The organism is Marinobacter sp. ANT_B65 (genome assembly GCF_002407605.1).
Classification (GTDB): domain Bacteria; phylum Pseudomonadota; class Gammaproteobacteria; order Pseudomonadales; family Oleiphilaceae; genus Marinobacter.
Genome location: NZ_NXGV01000001.1, coordinates 163,938 through 186,511, shown reverse-complemented (window position 1 = coordinate 186,511; position 22,574 = coordinate 163,938). Strand labels below are relative to the sequence as shown.

Sequence of the window (22,574 nt, the reverse complement as noted above, 5' to 3'; positions counted from 1 at the left end):
CTATTTACCTCCAGAAAATCAGCCGTAAACAAGCCCTGGCAACCAGGTCACCACACCCGGAATAAGGATGCAGACCATCAGGCCAAAAGCCTGAATGGCGAGGAACACCAGGGAAGATTTGAAAATGGTGCCCATGGATATCTCGGGCGGACACACACCACGAATGTAAAACAGTGCATAGCCGAAGGGTGGACTGAGGAAGGACATCTGCATGTTGACCAGATACAAGACGCCAAACCAGAGCACCACATCGTCACCGTTTACCGGTGGGAAACCAAAAAGCCCATCGAACGTCAGCGCCTTGACGATCGGAATGAAGATCGGAACTGCCAGCAGGAGAATGCCGACCCAGTCCAGGAACATCCCTAGCACAACCAGCAATACCATCAGCAGAAACAGGATGCCATAGGAAGACATTCCCGTACCAAGAATGGCGTCTGTCACAAACTGCTGGCCGCCCTGGAGGATATAAAATCCGACAAACACCGATGCACCGAACATGATCCAGAGCACCATGGCAGAGGCTTTAGCCGTGGTTACCGAGGCTTCACGCAGGCCGCCAATCGAGAACCTTCCATGCATCATGGCAACAATAATGGCGCCGAACGAACCAATTCCCGCAGCTTCAACCGGTGTCGCGATACCGCCAAACAGCAGGCCAAGAACCAGGCCTACGAGAATCAGGGGCGCAATGAGACCTTTGAGGAGAAGCAGCTTTTCCCGTAAAGAAATACGCTCCTCTTCGGGAACAGGTGGCCCCAGACTTGGGTTGAGCCAGCTCCGGATAAGTACATAGGCGATATACAGGCTGGACAGCATAAGCCCGGGTATCACAGAACCCAGATACAACTCGCCCACAGACTGTTGCGCCACAACGGCATACAGAATGGCGAGAATAGATGGCGGAATCAGAATACCCAGGGTGCCACCAGCCATAATCGAGCCAATGGCAATCTTGTGGTCATAGCCCCGTTTTAGCATGGCAGGCAGCGCAATGATGCCCATGGTCACAACCGCTGCACCAATAACCCCGACCATGGCAGCCAGAAGGGTAGACGCCAGAATAGTCGCGGTTGCCAGACCGCCGCTGAGCCCGCCCATCCATTTGTAGACCACGCTGAACATTTCCTCTATCAGACCAGCCCGTTCCAGCATGGACGCCATAAAGATGAACAGGGGAATTGCCGCCAGATCGGAGTTTGTCATCATGGGGAAGATCCGGCTCGGCACGATGTTGAGCATCATCGCATCGCCAACCAGATAGACAAACAACACTCCAAGCCCACCTGTTACGAAGGCCAGCGGCAAGCCCATCATCAGAGCTAACAGGAGTGAGCCGAACATCAGATAGGTCAACGGACCTATGTCTACACTGGCCAGGCTGCCTGCCAGTTTGAACAGGAATTTTTCATCACTGAACGGGTCGTAGAAAAGAATGTTGATCATCTCAACACAGATAACAAACCCGAATCCCACCGTGGCCAGGATCATCAGCCAGGTGCCAAGCTTGCCCGCCATGTTCGGGCCTGACGCGGTTGCTGTACTGACAGTCATGCGACACGCTCCTGTCCCAGACGAACGAAGAGAACAATGTCTTTTATGAGTTTCGAAATACCTGCAAGTAAAAGCAGAGTGGAACCAACCAGCATCATGCCTTTGACAGGCCAGTACTGAATGCCCCAGGTCTCAACCGTGGTTTCATTCATACCATAAGAGTTCTCGAAAAAGGTCCATGAGGTATGCATCAGCACCAGGGCAAACACGAAAAAGAACATAGAGGTGAAAATGTCCATGCCAATCCTGCCGCGTACCGGTAAGAGGTTGTACATCACATCAACACGCACGTGGGCTCCATGGAGCATTGCAAACGCCCCCGCCAGCAGGTACTGCATGCCCAGCAGCAGAAAGCTGGCTTCATGTACCCATATGGTTGGCTGGTTAAACACATAACGCATGACCACTTCAAAAAAGTAGAAAACGACCGCATTGATCGTCCAGAAGGACACAAACTCGCCGGATTTTTCGCTCGTCCAGTCAATAGCCCGAGTGAACCAGTTGCCCTCAAACTTCAGGTAAATCAGAGGATCATCCTCTTCAGCCTGAAGTTCACCAGGAGTCTTTCCCGGCACTACGGGCTCTCCCGCACGGGCCTGGGCCCACCGGTCCCAAGCCATCATTATCAGCGGCATCACCGCCAGCCATCCCCAGTAAAACCAGTGCGGCATTACAAATCCGAAGCCTTCTAGTTCAGACATGTTGTTACTACCTCAGCCACAAAACGGGGGAAGGAGGAGGCCCCTTTTCCGGAGCATTCCCTGCCCTTCCCCGCTGTGTTTTTATTATTGTCAGATAACGCAGGCTTACTTGCCTTCCACGCCTTCAAGATCAGCTTCTGTCACATAACCAACGGTATCGTTCATCATGTATTTCAGCTGCATATCGAATATTGCACGTGCGTCCTCATCTTTATTGGCCCACTTGTACCAGATGGGAATAGCTGCACGACGGAACTCTACAAGATCAGCCTGGCTGAGCCGGGTCACCGTATCGCCATCGCTCCTGAACTTCTCCATAGCTTCGATATTACGTTTCTGAATGGTGAGGTAATGACGCTGAGAGTAATTACGGACCTCCTCTTCCACCAGCTTCTGCAGTTTCGGATCCAGATTGTTCCAGTTCCGCAGGTTAACGGTGAGATCCATCAGGTCCACCGGCTGATAGATAGACATGACGCCTGGGGGGCCGAACATGATGTAGTCGGTAACCTGAGAGAAGCCCAGTTCGTAGTTAACCGCCGGTCCCACATAGTCCGCCGCATCAATAGTGCCTTTTTCCAGCGCTGGGAAAATATCAGAGCCTGGCAGGCTGACCGTAGATACTCCGAACTGCTGGAATACTTCCGCAACCATACCGCCTGGCACACGCATCTTCATGCCCTTGAGGTCATCAAGACTGTTAACCGGTTTTTTGGAATGGATGATGTTGGCGTCGTGCTGGATTGGCCCCACATAAAACAGGCCGTATTTTTTATAGATTTCCCGGGTTTTCTCCAGCATGCCCAGAGAATAGAACATTGTATCCCACTGATGTGGCTGGTCCGGGCCCGCAGGATAAGAAGACAGGAACACCGATGCCGGGATCTTTCCTGACCAGTAAAGAGTAAACGGATTCATGCCCTGCAACACACCATTCCGAACGGCCTCAAACAACGCATTGTTATCAGCGGCAACGGCCTTGGCAGGGAAGGGTTTGAAAACAAGCTCTCCACCACTCTTCTCTTCAATGCTCTCGCACCACTCTTCAAACAGATCGTAACCGACGGTACCAGCATCCCAGACGGACTGAATCTTCCATGTGGTCGCAGCGTGTGCCTGGCCAGCCCCCATCATCAACGCCCCGGCAATGGCAGTGCCGATAGCTGCGGTCTTCAGAAAGCGCCTGCGGGGCGAGTCAGCACCGGTTTCCCGGGTATTTGTTTTATTTTTGCTCGGTTTCATCGAAACGTCTCCACTGAAATTGTTTTTATAGAGTTCAGAGCAACACGGGCATAATTACCCAGCATCCCCAAGATATTCGTGGGCAGTTCCGGTTTAGTCCAGCTGGCAAGGTACTGGTCAGACCAGTTTTTAAATTCAGAAAAATGGACGAACTTCCCTGAATAGGCCATATTTACAGGGCTGAAGCGCGTTCAAAAGCCAAAACTGGCTAACAATAAATACAGCAAACACTGGTCAGACCAGTGCGCACTCAAAGGCACCCTGATGGCTATTTCCCAGGAAATCTCTTACCGGCTGGAGCGTATGATCCTCGATGGGGGCTTGGCTCCGGAGCAAAAAATACCTTCGGAACGGCAACTTGCCGAGCGCCTGCGGGTGTCGCGATCGGTTATCCGCGAAGCGCTCCATGAGTTGCAGGGCCGCGGCGTGATCGAAACCCGGCATGGCAAAGGCTCCTTTGTATCCACCATGGTACCGGGGTCAGCTGACATCAGTGCGCAAGGCCCCCTGATGCACCTGTTTGAAGGGCACCCACGAACACTCTATGACTTGCTTGAGGTCCGGGAGCAACTGGAAGGCCAGGCCGCCTTCCTGGCCGCGCAGCGGGCAACCAGCCTGGACCGGCACCGGATAACAAAAGCCTTCCGCGCTCTGGAGGAAACCGACCCTTTGAGCAACGCCCGGCCGGACCACAGCTTTCACCAGGCAATTGTGGAGGCATCCCACAATCCGATTCTTGTTCACGTGCTCAATAGTCTCAAGAACATGATGCTGATGACCGTGCAGGCGTCGGTGGCCAACCTCAACCCGCGCGCAGAGATGCGCAAGAAAATTGTTCTGCAGCACCGGCAGCTGTATGAGGCCATCACTTCTGGCCGGCCGGCCAGCGCCCAGAAGGTTGCCATGGCCCATGTACGCTTTGTCAGTAAAGCCATGCGCGATATGGAGAAAGATGGCAGCACTCTGATCCGTGTTCCGGTTGAACAGGTGACCTCGGGCGACCACTCGGGCACACACAGCTGAAACCGGCAAAATGCTTGCATTGAGCATTCATTACGCCACAATAACTTGCGGATATCGATACTAAAAAATCGTAAAACTGTGTATATAAGGTATTGATTTCCACTTCCACAGTCCGTAAAACAATCGCCTTTGAACGACAGCCTCAGGAGCCACACCCATGGCGGACCAAGCGCCTTTGATCTGCAGGGACATACACAAAACCTTTGCTCAGCTAGAGGTTCTCAAAGGTATTTCACTGGAGACTCGTAAAGGCGATGTCGTTTCCCTGATCGGCAGCTCCGGTTCCGGTAAAAGCACTTTTCTGCGCTGTATCAATCTGCTGGAAACACCTACATCCGGTGACATCATTGTTCACGGGGATCCTATCCGGTTTACAAACAACCGCAAAGGCGATCGAATTCCTGCAGACAACAGGCAGGTAGAACTGATCCGCGCCAAGCTCTCCATGGTGTTTCAGGGTTTTAACCTCTGGTCACACATGACTGTGCTGGAAAACATTATTGAAGCTCCGGTCAACGTACTCAAAGTTCCCAAAAAGGAAGCCATTGAGCGGGCCGAGGCGTACCTGAACAAAGTCGGCATATACGAGCGCAAGGACTACTACCCGGCACAGATGTCTGGCGGCCAGCAACAACGGGCGGCGATTGCCAGAGCCCTGGCCATGGAACCGGAAGTCATGCTGTTTGATGAACCCACCTCAGCACTGGACCCGGAACTGGTCGGAGAAGTCCTTAGAGTAATGCAAAGCCTTGCAGAGGAAGGCAGAACGATGATCGTGGTAACCCACGAAATGGCGTTTGCAAAGGATGTGTCGACCCAGGTGCTGTTTCTGCACCAGGGCGTTATCGAAGAGCAGGGCACACCCGAAAAGGTGTTTGATCATCCGGACTCGGAGCGCATGAAGCAGTTTCTGGCTCCCAAGTTCTGACATCCAGTGCTATCGTAACTGGTGTTGGACATACAACGTCCTAAATAATAACGCCCATAGAGGCGACATACTGGAGAAGTGACTCATGAAGAAGCTGATGATTGCCGCGAGTTGTGCATTGGCTATGCTCGCCAGCGGTGCCCAGGCGGAAGAACGTAACCTGCGCATTGCTTTCGATGTACCTTACGAACCGTTCGAATATAAAGATGAAAACGGTAACCTGACCGGTTTCGAAGTGGATCTGGCTACGGCCATGTGCGAAGAAATGAAGGCAGACTGCGAGTTTGTCATTCAGGCGTGGGACGGAATGATCCCCGGTCTTCTGGCTCGCAAATTCGATCTGATCATGTCTTCCATGTCAATCACAGCGGAGCGGGCAGAACGCGTACTCTTCTCCGAGCCATACTACAACACACCAGGCGGCTGGTTCGGCCCTGAAGGTTTCAAAGCTGACGTTACCGATATGGACTCCATGAAAGGCAAAACGGTGGGCGTTCAGCGTGGCACCACCATGGACACTTTCGTGACCGAGGAAATGGCCGACATTGTAACGATCAAGCGCTATACCACCGCTGACGACATGGTTCTGGATCTGGAAGGACAGCGTCTGGACGCAGTATTTGTAGACTATCCTGTTGGCGAACAGACTGTTCTGACCAAAGATGGCTTCAAAGAAATTGGCAAGCCAGTCAAACTGGGTGAAGGCGTTGGCGTGGCAATGCGCAAACGCGACAAAGACATTGCCGACGAAGTGAACGCGGCGCTGCGCAAGCTTAAAGAAGATGGCACCTACGACGCCATCATGAAGAAGTACTTCGCTTACGACGTCAAGGTCTGATAACACGAGCCTCAGGGGCCGCCTCAACGGTAGCCCCTGATCACCGGACACTCCCATGTTTGATCTGAAAGGCTATGGGCCGGCCCTGCTGAACGGGGCAGTTGTCACCATAGAACTCGCCTTCCTGTCTCTTGCCCTTGCATTGACCCTCGGGTTGATCGGCGCGGCTGCCAAGTTGTCAAACAACCGGATAGCCGTCGGAATTGCTACTTCCTACACTACCCTGATTCGTGGTGTTCCCGATCTGGTGATGATGCTGCTGTTTTATTATGGCGGTCAGGTAGGTGTGAACATGCTCTCGGATTATATCTGGGAGACCTACGAGGTCGATTTTTTCTTTCAGTTTGATCCGTTCATTTCCGGTGTCGCAACCATCGGGCTGATTTTTGGCGCCTATATGACGGAAACCTTCCGCGGTGCCTTTCTGGCGGTTGAGACTGGCCAGATCGAAGCTGCGCGGGCCTACGGCTTCAGTAGCTGGCACACTTTCCGCAGAGTGATGGTTCCGCAAATGCTGCGCCACGCCCTGCCAGGTATCGGCAACAACTGGCAGGTGCTGCTTAAAACCACAGCCCTGGTTTCTATTATCGGCCTCACGGATATGGTCCGGGTGGCGGAAGAGGCGGCCAAGGCAGAACGCATGCCTTTTCACTTCTTTGTTCCAGTGGCTTGCGTGTATCTTGCACTAACTGCAGGCTCAGAACTTTTCATCAAATGGCTCGATAAGCGAGCCAATGTCGGCGTGATTCAGGAGAATGGATGATGCCTGATTTCCTCGCTGCCTGGCTCGACCAGAACGACATATTCAATGCCATGACTATCATGGAATACTGGGATGGAGCGGTTACAACCGTACAACTGGTATTCGTGAGTCTGATCATCGGGCTTGTGTGTGCTGTCCCACTTGCCATTCTGCGCACGGTCAAAAACCCGTTCGTATCCGGGCCTATCTGGCTTTACACCTATCTGTTCCGTGGCACACCGCTGCTGATTCAACTCTATATCATCTACTATGGCGTGGCCCAGATCCCCGGCATTCAGGAGACGTTTTGGTGGGAGGTTTTCCGGGAGCCCTTCTACCCTGCCCTGCTGGCTTTTGCCCTGAACACTTGCGCCTATACCACGGAAATTATTCGGGGTGCGATTATTTCGACCCCTCACGGTGAGATTGAGGCAGCAAAAGCCTATGGCATGAACTGGTTTATGCGGATGCGCCGTATTGTACTGCCAAGCGCCGCGCGCCGCGCGGTTCAGGCGTATTCCAATGAGGTTATTTTCATGTTGCACTCCAGTGCGATTGCGAGTGTGGTAACCATTGTTGATCTGACGGGTGCTGCGCGGAATATCTATTCACGATTCTATGCACCGTTTGATGCGTTTATCTTTGTGGCACTTTGCTACATGGTGCTGACGTTTATTCTGGTGTTTGCGTTCCGCAAACTTGAGAATCATTTATTGCGGCATCAGCGGCCTGTGGGTTCCTGAGTTTTCATCGATCATCAGGCTTCTATGTCTGCGCAAGGTCTGGCAGGGCATCACCTTCCGGGAGACGCTACGAGCACATCCATGTGCGCTTGGCTGAAGCCATCCATGGCTTCAGTCACTCCCGGAAAGGCTATAACCGCCCGCCCTTCGATCTTTTCGGGGAGCCTTCATGACAGAACACGCACCAATACACTTATTTGATACCAACCCTGATTGGCTGTCGCACACGCTTGCCAAGGCCACATCGAACCCCACGGGGTCTAACATCACGCTTTCTGACGGAACTCGCATAAGCCGCAAGGCTGTTGGTGTTTTACACCTAACCCCTCCAGCCGGTCGCGCCAATCCTAATCAGGAGGCGTTGATTATCTCCGCCGGCATTCACGGTAATGAAACCGCACCCATTGAAGTACTGAACGCGCTGGTCAGTGAACTGCTTAACGAAGAGTGGGAGCTCGCCTGTCCGCTTTTGCTGATTCTGGGGAACCCGCCGGCTATGGTGGCCGGGAAGCGGTTTCTGGAAGCAAATCTTAACCGGCTGTTTAACTGTGCCCATAACAGACCGGAATATGATGAGCTACCTGAGGCAGCCCGCGCAAAGTTCCTGGAGGAGGCATGCCGTCAGTTTGCCACGATGCATCCACAGGCCCTGTCCCACTACGACTTGCATACGGCTATAAAGCCGTCCAGGCGAGAGAAGTTTGCGCTTTATCCGTTTGTGGAGGGCCGGCAGGTGCCGGAGGACCAGTGTGATCTTCTGCTGGAAGCAGAGGTGGGCACCTTGTTGCTTCAGCATAAGGTTGGCACTACATTTTCTTCGTTTTCATCCTCTGTACTCGGCGCAGAGAGCTTCACCATAGAACTGGGCAAGGTCCGGCCTTTTGGCGAGAATGATCTGGCGCGTTTTGAGGGAATCAAAAAGGCTTTGCGGAGACGTTTTTGTGGCGAGCCGCGCCCGGAAAAGCTGCCTCAGCTTGAGCACTTCACAGTCTTTGAGGTGGTGCATGAGATCCTCAATACCGGGAAAAACTTCCGCTTTCATATTCCGGATGACGTAGCCAATTTCACCGAATACCCTACAGGCACCGTCATCTGGGAGGATGATGATACCTGCTACAAAGTTGAGCTCTCACCTCAGGCAATTGTATTTCCCAACAGGGATGTACCGGTTGGTCAAAGAGTGGGCCTGATGATCAGGGCCCGGCAAGCCTGAGGATCTCCTCGCCGCTTTTGCACCAAGGAGATGCATGTTACAAACTACTTATCTTTTCGCATAACTGCGTAGTAGAAAGTTTATTTGAGCTGACACTGACATTTGGCGAAGAGAGAGACTCTTCTTGAGCTTCGAACAGGTAATATCGGTATAGGCGCTTACCTTCCAAAGAACTGAAGGTAAACTGTACAGGAACGACTAACCAACTATCACCCTGGCAAGTAATCTGTTGCTTTTCCAGTAGTGAAACCTCTGCCCCGCCATCAGCCTCTACAGTGACTTTTATATTTTTGAAGTTAGGAAAGTACAGAAAATAATTTCGCCCTTCTATATGCACAAGCTCCGCCAGATACAAGTCACTGGATGTATCCCGCTCAACTATAGAAGACTGGTACTTGGAATGATGACCAATAAACCGACATAATCTTTCAGTGACTGCCCCGGCTTCGTCCAGAAGATTGTTTTTATTTAAATCAGATTCAGAAAACCTGAAATGCTTTACGTATTTTTCGTCATTTTGCGAAAAAACTATAAAGTGCTCAAACCTAAGATAACCATCTCCTGATTCTTCAAAGCCCTGCAACTGAACTACACTGTATTCGACTTTTTTGCAGCCCACTACTCTCGGTTCTTCCGAAAACAGAAGCACCTTCTCTTCCAATGGGAGCGTATACAAGTTTATCTGATAACCTGGCAACCGAAGAATTGTAAGTTGAGGGTCTTGTTCTTCTACGCCTTGCAGACTCGCTCTCATGGTATTGCTTTTGGCTGGCAGACTAATAACCAGACAGGCAAATATAGTAAACAATGTCCTTTTTAGCTTAGAAGACATCTTTAAACACCCCTGTCAGCAAAATTTGCTCCAATTGACGATGCCTTTGGGCAGAGGACGTAGTATGCCTGTTCACCAAAAGCCAAGCTGGCCTATGCAGGTGCATTTTCCGGTTCTGCAACCCGGGCCCTGATCAGCTGAGTGCACACAGCCGGAATCACCAGCAAGGTCAGCACTGTGGACGCAAGAAGCCCTGAGATTATCGCCCAGGCCATAGGTGGCCAGAGCGTGGAACTTGAGAATGCTAATGGAAGCAGGCCAGCTACTGTAGTCGCCGTGGTCAGCAGGATTGGACGGGTTCGCTGCACAACCGCTTTGCGCATGGCTTCGTGAATGCTCTCACCTAGCTCCAACTCTCTGTCCATCACATCGAGCAGCACTATGGCGTTGTTCACAACAATGCCGACCAGTGCGATTACTCCCAGCAACGACTGAAACCCGAAGGGTGAACCCGAAAGCACCAGCCCCGGGAAAATACCCACCGTCGCCAGTGGAACTGTCAGCAGGATGATGCCAACACGCCGGAACGAATTGAACTGCAGCAGCAGGAAAAAGAGAAGCAAAAGTACACCAATAGGTGCAGCAGTTAACAGCGCACCGTTGGCATCACCGGAGCCCTCTGCATCGCCACCCATTTCCAGGCGGGTACCCTCTGGCAGAGGATTCTCCTCCAGGGCGTTTTTCAGGCCATCCAACGCCTGACTGAAGCTATAACCCGTAAGCAGGTTCGCAGTAACGGTATTAAGCCGGGTTCCGTTACGCAAATAGCGCGCCGCGGGCTCCCAAGTGGTTTCCACGCTGGCAACAGCAGAAAGAGGAATCGCCTCACCACGATCATTATAGATATTTACAGAGAGAAGGCGCTCCAGAGGCAAGGATGTTCCTTCCTGGGAGCGCAGCACCATCGGTATCGGGTCTTTTTCCTGTCGATAACGCTCAGCAACAACACCGAAGCTCTGGCCATAGAGGCTCTGAGCCACATCCGCACGGGTTAATCCATATCTTGCAGCAGTCGCATCATCTACGTTGATCGCAATACTGGGCACCCCGATGTCCAGATCATGACGAACATCCACCGTGCCTTCAACCTGGCGCAGAGCGACAAAAAGCTGCTCCACCGCCTGGGTACGAACCTGATCATCTGCGTGATATACACGCACCTCTACCGGGGCGATCCTCGGCGGCCCCTGCCCGAGAACGCCAACACTTATATCCAGCTCCGGCATCTGTTCATTCACGTGAGCACGGATCCAGTGAATCATTTCTGTTGTGTGCTCAAGCGTTGGCGTGGTCACCACCAGCCGGCCACGATTCGGCGCCTGGGGTGCACGCTGGAGATTGTAATAGAAAGTAGGGCCGGTAAATCCGACGAACCGGTGAATTTCAAGTGCTTCAGCACGGGTGCGTATCGCCCGCTCCAGATTCGCGGCAGCTTCGGCTGTACGCACCTGATCCGTGCCTTCAGGCATAAAGATTTCCACAACGACCCGAGGCCTGTCGGCATCAGGAAAAAACTGCTGTGCCATAAACGGCGTCATCGCCAGGCTGATGGCAACCAGCAAAGTGCCAGCCGCAATCAGGCGGCGCGGATGACGGTAAACCAGACCGCCCAGAAACCGTGCCAGTCCGATCAACCGATCAGCCTCAGCATTGCGACGGGGTTTCAGGAACCGTGCCGCCAGCAGAGGAACCACCGAGATCGCAAGCAGGTAACTGACAGACAGGGTGAGCATGATCATCACCGGCACTCCCCGGGTGAAATCAGCGGCGCCCCCTTTTGCAAGTAGCATGGGAGCGAAGGCTGCAAGCGTGGTGCCGGTGGATGCACCGAGTGGCCCTGCAAGTTCGCTGACAGCCTTGCGCAAGGCGTCCATCCGACGCATACCCTCGTCCAGATGGCCCTGTATGTTTTCAACGATCACAATAGCGTTGTCGATCAGAATGCCCAGGGAAATCACCATACCGATCACAGCTATCTGGTGGAGAACGCCGCCGCCGAGATCGTAAAGCCCAACGCTGATCAGTGCCACCATCGGCAGAATTGATGCCACCAGCAAGCCCATCCGGATGCCCATGCCAGTAAACACTACAGCCACAATAATCAGAACAGAGAGCACCAGACTCCAGGCAAGATTATCCAGCCGCTCCGAGACTTTATCCGGCTGAAAGAACATCTCACGGATTTCGTAGGGCTCAAAGTCCGGTTGAATCTGCGCGATCCGCTCCCGCACCCGCTCACCAAAGCGAATGGCGTCAGTCGTACCCTCTTCCATGATCAGCGAAAGCAATACGACCCTTTCTCCATCAAACCAGGTTTCTGGCTGACGTGGCTCGACCGGGCCACGCCATACATCCGCAGCCGCTGCCAGCGGCACCTGAGAGCCATCCGGAAGTTCAATAGGCGTCGCACGAATAGCTTCAATATCGGCGAATTCTGTATTGGGAAGTACAGATAACCGGCGCCCGTCCACCACCACAAATCCACCAGGAGTGGTCTGATTGCGCTGGGCCAGGGTTTCCAGAATCCGCGCCGGCGAGATACCCAGCCGGTAAAGTGCGGCATCATCCAGAGCCAGGGTAATCTGTTCATCGGCGTCTCCTTCCAGCTCAATGCGGGACACACCCGCAAGATCGGATAGATTCTGTTTGAGTCGTTCCGCCACATCAGACAGCTCGCTCACCGACGGAGCCCCACCAATTGCCAGCACAATGGCCGGGTTGTCAATCAGCCTGTCATCCAGAACCATCGAGCCAACGTCACCAGGGAAATCCTGCTGTGCACGCTCCATCGCCTGGCGAATTCGATCCCAGGCGGGATCTGTATCATAAATGTTGTCTTTGAGGCGCAACCTGACCAACGCTACACCGGTTCGGGCGGTACCTTGAGAAAAGTCTACTTCTTCCACCTGACGCAGCTCATCGGTCAGAGGCCTGAGCACCAACCGCTCTACAGCATCAGCACTTGCGCCCGGATAATTCACGCTTATCAGACCGGCCCGGTAGGGAAACGAGGGGTCTTCCTGACGCGGCATGGTACTGTATGCCGCAATACCCAGCAGACAAAGCATGGTAACCACCATGCCCAGTAAACGCTGAAAATTGAGCAGCCGGCGCGTCATCAACGCACCTCCACGGCATCACCGTCTGCAAGCCGGGTTATCCCGGAATAAACTACCTGATCACCAGGCTCCAGCTCGCCGGTACGCACTACAACCCGCTCACCTACCACACGCTCAACCTCGATAGGGACACGCCGGGCTATGCCATCGCGTACCCGGAATACCGACATGCCTCCGGCGCCACGGATGACCGATAACAGGGGAACAGTGATTGCTGAGTCTCTGAGCGGCGTAATACCGACTTCAACCGGCTCACCGGCATCAAGTGTGTCTTTCGGCAGACTGACCAGAACCGGGTGCAGCTCCCCACGGATCGAGCCGGCCTGGGCAATTTCGACAACGGAACCCGTCACCGGAGCCCCATTGCGATTGCGAACAGACCACACCGGCAGATTCTGACCCAGGGAAACATGGGCCAGCAGATAAGCTGGCACCCGGACCTCTACTTCCCTACCTACAGGGGAAGACAATCGCATAACCGGCTGACCAGCAGCTACAAACTCGTCCTTTTCTACCAGAAGAGCTTCCACCCGACCGGAAAATGGTGCACGCAGCGTACTCTCTTGCAGCAGCTGAGTGGCCTCTGCGAGTGAGGCCCTGGCTGTGGCAACGCTGGCTTCAAGGGAGTCGCGACGGGCTGCCAGCTGCTCCAGACTCTGTTCGGAAACCACGCCTCTCTCATGCAAGCGGCTGGAGCGATCCCATTCCCGTTTGGCCTGCTCGTATCCGGTTATCAGTTCGTCCAGTTTTGCTTTGGCGGAATCCCGCGCCGGCTCCAGTGCCGGATTGTAAGCACGGGCAAGTACATCACCGGCTGCAACGGTCTGGCCCAGCTCAACCGCACGCTCTTTCAGAGTGCCGCTGACCTGAAATGTCAGCGTCGCTCTCTGGGTTGATCGCACAACACCGGAAAAACGCAGAGTTATTTCCTGAGCCTGCCCCCCGGTAACTTCGGAAACACGCACTGATACCCCGTGCCCGGCTGAGGCCACCGGCGCGTCCCCGGCCTTGCAGCCAGAAAGAAAAAGGCCGGAAACAGCGATAAAAATAACGGCAACAGGGATACGGAATGAGGTCATAGAGTGTCCTTTCATCCATGCTTGTGTTTTGTCGATACCGCATCCTGCGGAAATCCGGCTTATTGGTTGCGACATAATGTCATTCTTTGACATTATGTCAATATAGTACAGAATCCCCTGATGAGAGCTCCAGATGACTGAACCACTGAAAACACGCCGCGAACAGGAAAAACAGGCCCGCTACGACACCATTCTCGACGCTGCGGAGCGTGTCTTCTCTGAAAAGGGTTATGAGCGCACATCCATGGACGATATTGCACGAACCGCCAGCCTGAGCCGGGCGCTTCTGTATGTCTATTTCAAGGATAAGGCCGCTATTCAGCGGGGTATCATGCTGAGAGCTGGCTACAGTCTTTCTGAGCGCTTCCGGGCTGCCAGAAAAACTGCCGACACAGGGCTGGCACAAATAAGGGCGATGGGAGAATCCTACTACCGTTTTTATATGGAGGAGCCAGACTACTTCTCGGCACTCACCACAGCCTCAACCGCCATGGCAGAGGCAGATGAGGCCCAGACAATGGAAATGCTATGCTCTAAATCAGAACTTATGAAGCTGATGACAGAGGCCATCAACCTGGGACTTGAAGACGGAACCATGAGCCGACAACGCATAAAAAACCCGGAGCAAACCGCTCTTTATCTACGCGGGGCGCTACATGGAACCATCCTGCTATGCCAGTCGGAAACGAGCGGGAACCAGGACAGTTTCCCCGCCGAGAGCCTTATCCGCCATACGATGGACATGCTGAGTTCGTCGCTCGCTGCCTCCTGAGAGGCTTCAAGAACATTTAAAGCTGGAAGTCATAGATCGAACCCAGCCCCAGAATCCCGGTCAGCTCATCCAGAGCTTTGCGCACTTCATCCAGCAACATCGGATCAGCCAGATCTTCCCGCGCAAGCTCATCGCGGTAATGGGTTTCAACCCAGAGAGTCAGGCGCTCGTATAATTCACCGGTAAGAATAACGCCGCGATGCATGGCCTGCAGCTCATCATCACTCAGAACCACACGCAGACGCAGGCACGCAGGGCCACCGCCATTACGCATGGACTGTTTCACATCAAACACCTCCACCGCCGTAACCGGCCCGTTCGCAGCAAGCAGCTTGTCCAGATACCGGCTTACAGACGCCACTTCCCTGCACTCACCCGGAACTGCCAGCAACATTCCATCAGGCGTATTCAGTAACTGGCTGTTGAACAGGTACGAAGCCACTGCATCCTCAAGCGGCACCTCTGCACTACTTACACGAACAGCCTCAAGCTCAGCCCCGGTCAGGCGTGCACGGATATCTGTCAGCACCTTCTCTTCATTCAGAAAAGCCATTTCGTGATAGAAGAGAGTATTGCCATTACCCACAGCAATGACGTCGTTATGAAACACGCCCGCATCAATGGCGGCCGGGTTCTGTTGGGCAAACACCCGGTTAACATCTTTAAGACCGTGCAAACGGGCGATAGCCTGCGAGGCCTCAAGAGTCTGCCGGGCCGGGTACTTTACCGGCGCCGGCGCCTGCTCATCAAACGCAGCCTGACCATACACAAACAACTCCACACCAGGCTCGCCATAATGGCCACAAAGCCGGGTGTGATTGGCCGCGCCCTCATCGCCAAAATGACTGACCGAGGGTAGCGCCGGGTGATGAGCAAAATATCCCTCATCCGCAAAAATGGACTTCAGTGACCGACCTGTCACGGTATGTTCAATAGAACGGTGAAACTTGGCGTTCAGGTTAGCCGGAGTGAAATGCACCCTGTGATCCGAAGTATCAGCACTGGGCGAAACGGTTGCGGCATTCGCTGTCCACATTGAGGATGCAGAAGACACGGCAGCCAGAATAGCCGGGCTGGATTCAGCGGCCTGCTCCAGAATCTGTGCATCTGTACCCCTGAATCCCAGAGCCTTGAGCGACGGAACATGAGGACGTTCATGGGGAGGAAGAACACCCTGAACATAACCCCGGTCAGCCAGGCGTTTCATTTTTGCCAGTCCCTGAAGCGCTGCTTCCCTGGGGTTGGACACCGCATTCACATTGGATTTTGACGCCACATTGCCCCAGGACAGCCCTGCATAATTGTGTGTGGGGCCAACCAGTCCATCAAAATTTGCTTCTACCGCATGTCTTGTCATGGCTTCGGGTTCCGTACATTCAGGCTTCAAAATTCAGGCCTGGTGCCAGATTGTCCGGCACCTCGCTTTTACCGGCTTCAAGGGACGCCATGGGCCACGCACAGTAATCTGCCGCATAATAAGCGCTCGCCCGGTGATTACCGCTGGCGCCCACACCACCAAAGGGCGCTGCGCTGCTGGCCCCGGTCAAGGGGCGGTTCCAGTTGACAATTCCGGCCCGTATCTCTTCCCGAAAGCGCTCGTACAGCTTGCGATCGTCGGAAAGAATGCCGGCTGAAAGCCCGTAGCGGGTATTGTTAGCCAACTCCAGAGCATCATCAAAACTCTTGTAGCGATAGACTGTCAGCAGCGGCCCAAAGAACTCTTCATCAGGCATCTCCAGTCCGGTCACATCGACAATGCCGGGTGATAGAAGGCCGGTGCCTGGCTTCACCTGTTTCATTTCCAACAGGGACTTCGCACCTTTCTCCAGCATGGAGGACTGGGCAGCCAGCAGTTTTTCCGCGGCCTGCACCGAAATAACCGACCCCATGAAGGGCTGGGGCGTGGCATCGAACTCCCCCACCTGAATACGTGCAGACACGGTCGCCAGCCGGTCCAGAAACTCATCGCCTTTTTTACCTTTGGGTACCAGTAATCTGCGGGCGCAGGTGCAACGCTGACCGGCGGACAGAAACGCCGATTGCAGGGCATGATGTACAGCGCCGTCAAGATCCGAGACATCCTGAACGATCAGTGGGTTGTTGCCACCCATTTCCAGGGCAAGAATTTTCTCGGGTTGCCCGCCAAGCTGCTGGTGCAATAAATGGCCCACAGTGGAACTACCGGTAAAAAACAGGCCATCAATCATCGGATGACCTGCAAGTGACCTCCCGGTATCGGAAGCACCCTGAACCAGATTAATAACACCTTCCGGCAAGCCGGCTTTTTCCCAGAGCTTAACCGTGAGCTCTGCCACACCAGGGGTCAGTTCGCTGGGCTTGAATACGACCGTATTTCCAGCCAGCAAAGCTGGCACAATATGACCATTCGGAAGATGACCGGGGAAGTTATAGGGCCCAAACACCGCAACAACTCCGTGGGGCCGGTGCCGGAGTACCGCATGACCTCCAGCTACATCAGATTCGGAATACCCGGTGCGATCATTATAGGCTTTGACGGAAATACCTATCTTGCCAATCATCGCCGCGACTTCTGTGCGGGATTCCCATAACGGCTTGCCGGTTTCCAGCCCGATCTGACAGGCAAGTTTTTCCTTGTTGGTTTCGAGTAACTCACCAAAGGCCTCAATAACCGCCTGGCGCTCGGCAAAGCTTTTCCGGCGCCATTTCAGAAAGCTGGTCCGGGCACCACGTACCGCTGCATCAACATCCGCAAAGCTGGCACCGCTGCCCTCCCATACGGTATCGCCGGTAACGGGCTGAACCGACTCAAATGCTGCGCCGTGCCCCTGAAGCCAAAGCCCCCCGATAAACAGTTCGCCTGTCAGGTTTGCCATATCACTACACCTCCCGTTACTCGAATTGCAAAGATTTCAGCCTGCCGCCCTTGCCGATGTTTTGACTCTGTCTTTCAGGGGGGCCAGCCGGACCAGATCACCCGATTCAATCTGCAAGGCTTCCGCCACAGCCGGAGGCAGGCTGACAGTATCTGTGCGGACGCAGCTGGCGGGCACTGTCGTTACACGGAAATTACGGAACGAGCGATTGGACACCATCACCCGTTCAGCCGCCGGCACGTCCAGATCGACCGCCTTGCTGGTGATCATGGCATACCGGTTTCTGCTGTCGCGTACTGTGCGGATAGTGCGCACAAATGCTTCAACCACCGGACCGCCATCAAAGATGTCCACCAGACCATTAAAGTTAAACCCTTCGGCCTGCAACATCTTCAGTGCAGGCGCCGTATTACCATGAACCTGGCCGATAACCTCGCGCGCCGAATCCGGGAGCATGGGCAAATAAATAGGGAACTTAGGCATAAGTTCTGCAATGAAAGCTTTATTACCAAGCCCGGAAAGCATGTCCGCTTCCGTAAACTTCATATCAAAAAACTTGCGACCCAAAGCATCCCACAAAGGGCTCAGCCCCTGCTCGTCAGAAACCCCGCGCATTTCCGCAAACACCTTTTCCGAGAAATACTTGCGGAACTCATCCATGTACATGAAGCGGCAGCGTGAGAGCAGCAACCCGTTCCCCCCGCCCTGATAGTCATCGGACAGGAGCAGGGAGCATATCTCGCTGGTATCGGTCATGTCGTTTGTGAGATGCAGCGTTGGCGTACGCACGTGAACGCCCAGCTCTTTGGAAGCATTTACCGTCACGCTGAGCCTGTAATTATAGAACACCTCATCCAGGCCCACTCGCGCCTGAATACCACTGATGCCTACGATTTTCCCTGCTTCCGTATCTTCCAGAGCAAACAGGTACAGACCCGCCTCCGGAGCGCAGCGTTGGTTAAAAGTTTCCCGGGCGGAACTGATCTTGCGTTGCAACAGGTCCCGATCGGCTGGCAGTGTCGTCAACCCCTTGCCAGCCTTCTGTGCCATGCAATAAAGATCTTCAAGGTCAGTTTCCTGGAGCGGGCGGATTACCAGCATGGCGCTATCCTCACTTCATCACCAGCCGTCTTACCCAGCAGCTTCCAGACGCCCACCGGCACTTTGAGCGTGCCTTCAAGCGTATTCGATACTTTGGCCAGGGTGCACCGGAACCCGGAACCCTCTCCCGCAGAGATCAGCCAGGTATCACCACAATCTTCAAACGTACCATGAAGCGTTTTTGGCTGACTGGTGACCAGTGTGCGCAAAGCATCCGTGCGCGCCTCAAGAACGGGGCCACCGTCGAAAATATCAAGGTAGCTGCCGGCACGAAACCCTTCACGCTGCAAGAGTTCAAGATTCGGCACAGTCAGCTCATGGGGTTGACCAATTGACGCCTGAGCAGCTTCTGAAAGCAGGGTTACATACACAGGGTTAGGGGGCATGAGCTCAGCGATAAAGGTTTTGCTGAGCAGGCCCGAATACTGATCGGCGGTTTCGAAATCCATATTGAAAAAATGGCGCCCCAGGCTGTCCCAGAATGGAACGCTGCCATCCTCCAGCTGAACACCCTGGATCTCGACCGCAATAGTCGAGGTGAACCAGTCGCGGTGCCCGGCAATGAAGAGTATCCGGGCTCTGGACAGAAGCTCAAACGCTTCAGTGTTACGCAGTTCGGACGTAATGGAGAATGAGCAAAGCAAAGTCTGATCAGTCAGCGCATGACTGGGGTAAAGGACATCGACCCGGCTGGAAACACCAAGTTCGTGGGAGGCATGAATCAGTGCGTCACGGCGGTAGTTATAGAACGGCTGACTATTACCCGCCCGGGCATCTATGCCGGCAGTGCCATGAATCCTGCCCGTAGACGTGCTCTGCAGTACAAACAAAAACCGCTTTGGCCGGCCAGCCTCCGTAGTGACATTGCCGGCGAGCGAAGCCATTGAATAATTTATTTTTTCCGCAAGAACATCGCGTTGCCTGGGTAACGTGGAGGAAAGGCGGGCCGTTTCAGAACCAGCCGCGCCCGCAATATCAAGTATCTGGTCCACGTCATCCGGCAACGCCGGACGTACCAGCCACATATAAACTCCTAGGCAGTGAGTTTCTTCACCGCCGCTTCAAAACGTTCAAGCGCCTCATCAATATCTGTATCCGGAATAATCAGCGAAGGCGCGAGCCTGATCACATTGGCACCTGCAATCAGCACCATCACACCTTCATCCAGACCTGCGTTCAGGAAATCCTTGGCCTTGCCCTGCCACTTGTCAGTCAGCACACAGCCCAGCAGAAGCCCTGCCCCGCGAACCTCACTGAAAATCCCGTAACGCTCCCCGATATCCATCATACCTTTACGCAGATGCTCAGAACGGGCTTTCACGCCTTTGAGTATTTCTGGCTGACTTACCGTATCCATGACCTTCTGAGCCACAGCACAGGCAAGCGCATTACCTCCGTATGTGCTGCCGTGCGTACCCACTTCAAGGCTGGCTGCAACTTTCGCTGTGGTCAGCATCGCCGAAACGGGGAAGCCACCACCCAGCCCCTTGGCACTGGTTAGAATGTCAGGCACCACACCGTACATTTCGTAGGCATAAAGATAACCTGTACGGCCTACGCCAGACTGGACCTCATCAAAAATCAGCAGCGCATCGTTATCGTCGCAAAGCTTGCGCAGCCCCTTCAGGAATTCCGGGTCTGCAGGGACTACCCCGCTTTCGCCCTGAATTGGCTCTACAACCACAGCGCAGGTCTTCTCTTTCGAAATCAGTTTCCTGACTGATTCGAGATCGTTGAAGTCTGCATGGTGAATACCGCCCGGCGCGGGTTCGAAGCCTTCAAGGTATTTCGGCTGACCGCCGACGGCTACAGTGAACAGAGTGCGTCCATGAAATGCATTTTTAAAGGAGATAATCTCGTGCTTTTCCGGCCCTGTGTGTTCCCAGCTGTAACGGCGCGCAAGCTTGAAGGCAGCTTCATTAGCCTCGCCTCCGGAGTTGGCAAAAAATATGCGTTCAGCAAACGTCAGGTCGCACAGGGTTTTCGCCAGCCGCAAAGCTGGTTCATTGGTCATCACATTGGACAGGTGCCAGATTTTCTGCGACTGATCCTGCAGCGCCCCAACCAGCCCTGGATGTGCATGCCCGAGACAGTTCACGGCAATGCCACCCTGCAGATCTATGAACTCACGGCCGTCCTGATCCCATATCCGGGAACCCTCGCCTCGCACCGGAATAATCGATCCGGGGGCGTAGTTGGGCACCATGACTTCATCAAAAAGTTCGCGGCTGACAGGTTCTTTGTTCATGGGTCTCTCTCAGGAAAGCAGTTAAACCTACAAAATAGTAGAGTTGCCAGCGGGGGCAAGTACGTAGGTGTGCGGATCGATTGACTATAACACGCCACTCACGGCCCGAGCACATCCGCCAGGCCAGAAGCGGGTGCCGATTTCGTTAATCCGGCCGTGGAACGAACTGCCTTTGGTAGCCTCAATATCGGAAAATGCGAATATAAATTGCACTAAAGCACAGTTTTTCACGTGCCATGAACCCAGGTTAATACCCGAAAAAGCGCGCAGATAACTGTATAGAAACAGAAAGCTTTCATAGACCTTTGTCTAAGCGTGATGCAAATTTATTTGAATTGTCATGCAATGGTAACTATCTTGTCCGTGGGTCCTACAAAAAAAATGTCTAATGTGTGGAGACAACAACAATGCAAAGCAACAAATTGAGAATGGCCATTCGTGCGACCGCGGCCGTGGCAGTATTTGGTATGGCTGGTCACGCAAGCGCTGTAAGCTTTGACGCAGGCGGCTGGAACACCAGCATCTACGGTTACGCAAGCCTTAAAGCAAGCTATGATATTGATGAGAATGCCGCATCATCAACCCGGTCATTCAACTACAACGCCATTAACGTGGGCGCTGCTGAAAACAACGAGCCAACTGGCTATTTCGGCGCTGACGCGTTTCAAAGCCGTATCGGCGTGAAAACAACCAGCACTGAAGGCGTTACTTTCAACGTTGAAGGCGATTTCCGTGGCAGCGGCGGCGGTTCTCTGCGTCTGCGCCATGCCTACGGTTCATACAACGGCGTTCTGGCGGGTCAGACCTGGTCTAACTTCACCAGCTTTGTCGGCAGCACCTCTACCCTGGACTTTGACTCACTGCCCGGCCTGGCTGGTTACCAGTCTCGTACCGCGCAGCTGCGTTATACCACCGGACCTTTCTCTTTCTCTGCAGAGCAACCGCAGAACTCACTTGCTGGCGGCGCGAAAAAAGATGGCATGCCAGCTCTGACTGCGCGTATCGAAGATAGCTCTGGCGGAATGTCTTACTCTGCAGCCGTCCTGGCCCAGCAAGTAGGCTATGACACTGGAACAACCGATGACAGCACTATGGGTTTCGCAACCTTCGTAGCTGGTAAAATCGCGGTTTCAGACATGATCACCCTGCAAGGCACCCTGAGCTACACAGATGGCGCAAGCAGCTACCTGTACCGCTCTGGCACCGCCAGTGCTTACGTTGACGGCAGTGGCGATGTAGAAGCCATCTCCGGCTACGGCGGCAGCATTGGTGCAGGCTTCAACATCGGCAATGGCCGCAGCATCAACATCGGCTACGGTATGGTTGAAGTAGATCTGGACGACGCTGTTGCAGACTCAGGCGGCGCGATCACTGCTGGCGACACTGAATCAGTATCAGCTGTTATGGCAAACTACAAATGGACTCCGGTCAAAAACGTCATGATGGGCGTTGAATACCAGTATGGTATGCGCGAAGTTCAGAATGGTGACGACGGCGACGCAAGCCGCCTGCTGTTCGCAGCTCAGTACAACTTCTAAATCGTACTGTTCAGCTAGCTAGTACAGATACGCCCCGGTCTTCCGG

19 protein-coding genes are annotated in these 22,574 nt (G+C 53.9%); 8 read left to right on the top strand and 11 right to left on the bottom strand.

Going from position 1 to position 22,574, the window contains the following annotated elements; all coding sequences use genetic code 11:
- Nucleotides 1-18: 18 nt before the first annotated feature.
- The 3 genes from CPA50_RS00840 to dctP all read right to left on the bottom strand — a co-directional run bounded on the left by CPA50_RS00840 (nucleotide 19) and on the right by dctP (nucleotide 3,386).
- Nucleotides 19-1,554, bottom strand: coding sequence for a TRAP transporter large permease (locus CPA50_RS00840; RefSeq protein WP_096780613.1), 1,536 nt, complete (start codon nucleotides 1,552-1,554; stop codon nucleotides 19-21).
- Complete coding sequence (locus tag CPA50_RS00835) at nucleotides 1,551-2,255, bottom strand: TRAP transporter small permease subunit (protein WP_096780612.1); 705 nt, start codon at nucleotides 2,253-2,255, stop codon at nucleotides 1,551-1,553. The genes CPA50_RS00840 and CPA50_RS00835 overlap by 4 nt, the downstream gene beginning before the upstream one ends.
- Before the next feature lie 105 nt (nucleotides 2,256-2,360).
- Nucleotides 2,361-3,386 carry a TRAP transporter substrate-binding protein DctP gene (gene dctP, locus CPA50_RS00830; protein WP_413772148.1) on the bottom strand — a complete coding sequence of 342 codons (1,026 nt, stop codon included), beginning with the start codon at nucleotides 3,384-3,386 and terminating at the stop codon, nucleotides 2,361-2,363.
- Nucleotides 3,387-3,761: 375 nt separating this feature from the next.
- On the opposite strand from dctP, the gene CPA50_RS00825 reads away from it, so the two are divergent.
- From CPA50_RS00825 to CPA50_RS00800, 6 genes are all read left to right on the top strand, one after another.
- Nucleotides 3,762-4,520, top strand: coding sequence for an FCD domain-containing protein (locus tag CPA50_RS00825; RefSeq protein WP_096780610.1), 759 nt, complete (start codon nucleotides 3,762-3,764; stop codon nucleotides 4,518-4,520).
- A 157-nt stretch (nucleotides 4,521-4,677) separates the two neighbouring features.
- Complete coding sequence (locus CPA50_RS00820) at nucleotides 4,678-5,448, top strand: ABC transporter ATP-binding protein (RefSeq protein ID WP_096780609.1); 771 nt, start codon at nucleotides 4,678-4,680, stop codon at nucleotides 5,446-5,448.
- Nucleotides 5,449-5,533: 85 nt separating this feature from the next.
- The gene (locus CPA50_RS00815) at nucleotides 5,534-6,286 is read left to right on the top strand and encodes a transporter substrate-binding domain-containing protein (protein WP_096780608.1); all 753 of its coding nucleotides are present in this window, start codon (nucleotides 5,534-5,536) and stop codon (nucleotides 6,284-6,286) included.
- 55 nt (nucleotides 6,287-6,341) lie between these two features.
- Nucleotides 6,342-7,049, top strand: coding sequence for an ABC transporter permease (locus CPA50_RS00810; RefSeq protein ID WP_096780607.1), 708 nt, complete (start codon nucleotides 6,342-6,344; stop codon nucleotides 7,047-7,049).
- Complete coding sequence (locus CPA50_RS00805; protein ID WP_096782264.1) at nucleotides 7,049-7,771, top strand: ABC transporter permease; 723 nt, start codon at nucleotides 7,049-7,051, stop codon at nucleotides 7,769-7,771. The genes CPA50_RS00810 and CPA50_RS00805 overlap by 1 nt, the downstream gene beginning before the upstream one ends.
- Before the next feature lie 169 nt (nucleotides 7,772-7,940).
- Nucleotides 7,941-8,984 carry a succinylglutamate desuccinylase gene (locus tag CPA50_RS00800; protein ID WP_096780606.1) on the top strand — a complete coding sequence of 348 codons (1,044 nt, stop codon included), beginning with the start codon at nucleotides 7,941-7,943 and terminating at the stop codon, nucleotides 8,982-8,984.
- A gap of 37 nt (nucleotides 8,985-9,021) precedes the next feature.
- Here CPA50_RS00800 and CPA50_RS00795 read toward each other — a convergent pair whose 3' ends face one another.
- From CPA50_RS00795 to CPA50_RS00785, 3 genes are all read right to left on the bottom strand, one after another.
- Nucleotides 9,022-9,816: a hypothetical protein gene (locus tag CPA50_RS00795; protein ID WP_096780605.1), complete on the bottom strand. Its 795-nt coding sequence runs from the start codon at nucleotides 9,814-9,816 to the stop codon at nucleotides 9,022-9,024.
- 92 nt (nucleotides 9,817-9,908) lie between these two features.
- Nucleotides 9,909-12,935 (bottom strand): efflux RND transporter permease subunit, encoded by a 3,027-nt coding sequence (locus tag CPA50_RS00790; RefSeq protein WP_096780604.1) that lies wholly within the window; start codon nucleotides 12,933-12,935, stop codon nucleotides 9,909-9,911.
- A complete protein-coding gene (locus CPA50_RS00785; RefSeq protein ID WP_096780603.1) occupies nucleotides 12,935-14,014 on the bottom strand; it encodes an efflux RND transporter periplasmic adaptor subunit in 1,080 nt (359 codons plus the stop codon). Before CPA50_RS00785 ends, CPA50_RS00790 begins: the two co-directional genes overlap by 1 nt.
- A gap of 133 nt (nucleotides 14,015-14,147) precedes the next feature.
- Here CPA50_RS00785 and CPA50_RS00780 point away from each other — a divergent pair, with 133 nt between their 5' ends.
- On the top strand, nucleotides 14,148-14,786 hold the full coding sequence (locus tag CPA50_RS00780; RefSeq protein WP_096780602.1) for a TetR/AcrR family transcriptional regulator: 639 nt from the start codon (nucleotides 14,148-14,150) through the stop codon (nucleotides 14,784-14,786).
- 16 nt (nucleotides 14,787-14,802) lie between these two features.
- Here CPA50_RS00780 and astB read toward each other — a convergent pair whose 3' ends face one another.
- Genes astB through CPA50_RS00755 form a run of 5 tightly spaced genes read right to left on the bottom strand, consistent with a single transcriptional unit; the run spans nucleotide 14,803 to nucleotide 20,990 of the window.
- The gene (astB, locus tag CPA50_RS00775; protein WP_096780601.1) at nucleotides 14,803-16,143 is read right to left on the bottom strand and encodes an N-succinylarginine dihydrolase; all 1,341 of its coding nucleotides are present in this window, start codon (nucleotides 16,141-16,143) and stop codon (nucleotides 14,803-14,805) included.
- A gap of 19 nt (nucleotides 16,144-16,162) precedes the next feature.
- Nucleotides 16,163-17,641, bottom strand: a complete 1,479-nt coding sequence (gene astD, locus CPA50_RS00770; RefSeq protein ID WP_096780600.1) for a succinylglutamate-semialdehyde dehydrogenase — start codon at nucleotides 17,639-17,641, stop codon at nucleotides 16,163-16,165.
- Between the two features lie 36 nt (nucleotides 17,642-17,677).
- Nucleotides 17,678-18,742 (bottom strand): arginine N-succinyltransferase, encoded by a 1,065-nt coding sequence (gene astA / locus CPA50_RS00765; RefSeq protein WP_096780599.1) that lies wholly within the window; start codon nucleotides 18,740-18,742, stop codon nucleotides 17,678-17,680.
- On the bottom strand, nucleotides 18,733-19,767 hold the full coding sequence (locus CPA50_RS00760; RefSeq protein ID WP_096780598.1) for an arginine N-succinyltransferase: 1,035 nt from the start codon (nucleotides 19,765-19,767) through the stop codon (nucleotides 18,733-18,735). Before CPA50_RS00760 ends, astA begins: the two co-directional genes overlap by 10 nt.
- 8 nt (nucleotides 19,768-19,775) lie before the next feature.
- Complete coding sequence (locus tag CPA50_RS00755; protein ID WP_096780597.1) at nucleotides 19,776-20,990, bottom strand: aspartate aminotransferase family protein; 1,215 nt, start codon at nucleotides 20,988-20,990, stop codon at nucleotides 19,776-19,778.
- Between the two features lie 407 nt (nucleotides 20,991-21,397).
- Between CPA50_RS00755 and CPA50_RS00750 the strand changes: the two genes are divergently transcribed.
- On the top strand, nucleotides 21,398-22,528 hold the full coding sequence (locus CPA50_RS00750) for a DcaP family trimeric outer membrane transporter (RefSeq protein WP_096780596.1): 1,131 nt from the start codon (nucleotides 21,398-21,400) through the stop codon (nucleotides 22,526-22,528).
- Nucleotides 22,529-22,574 lie beyond the last annotated feature (46 nt).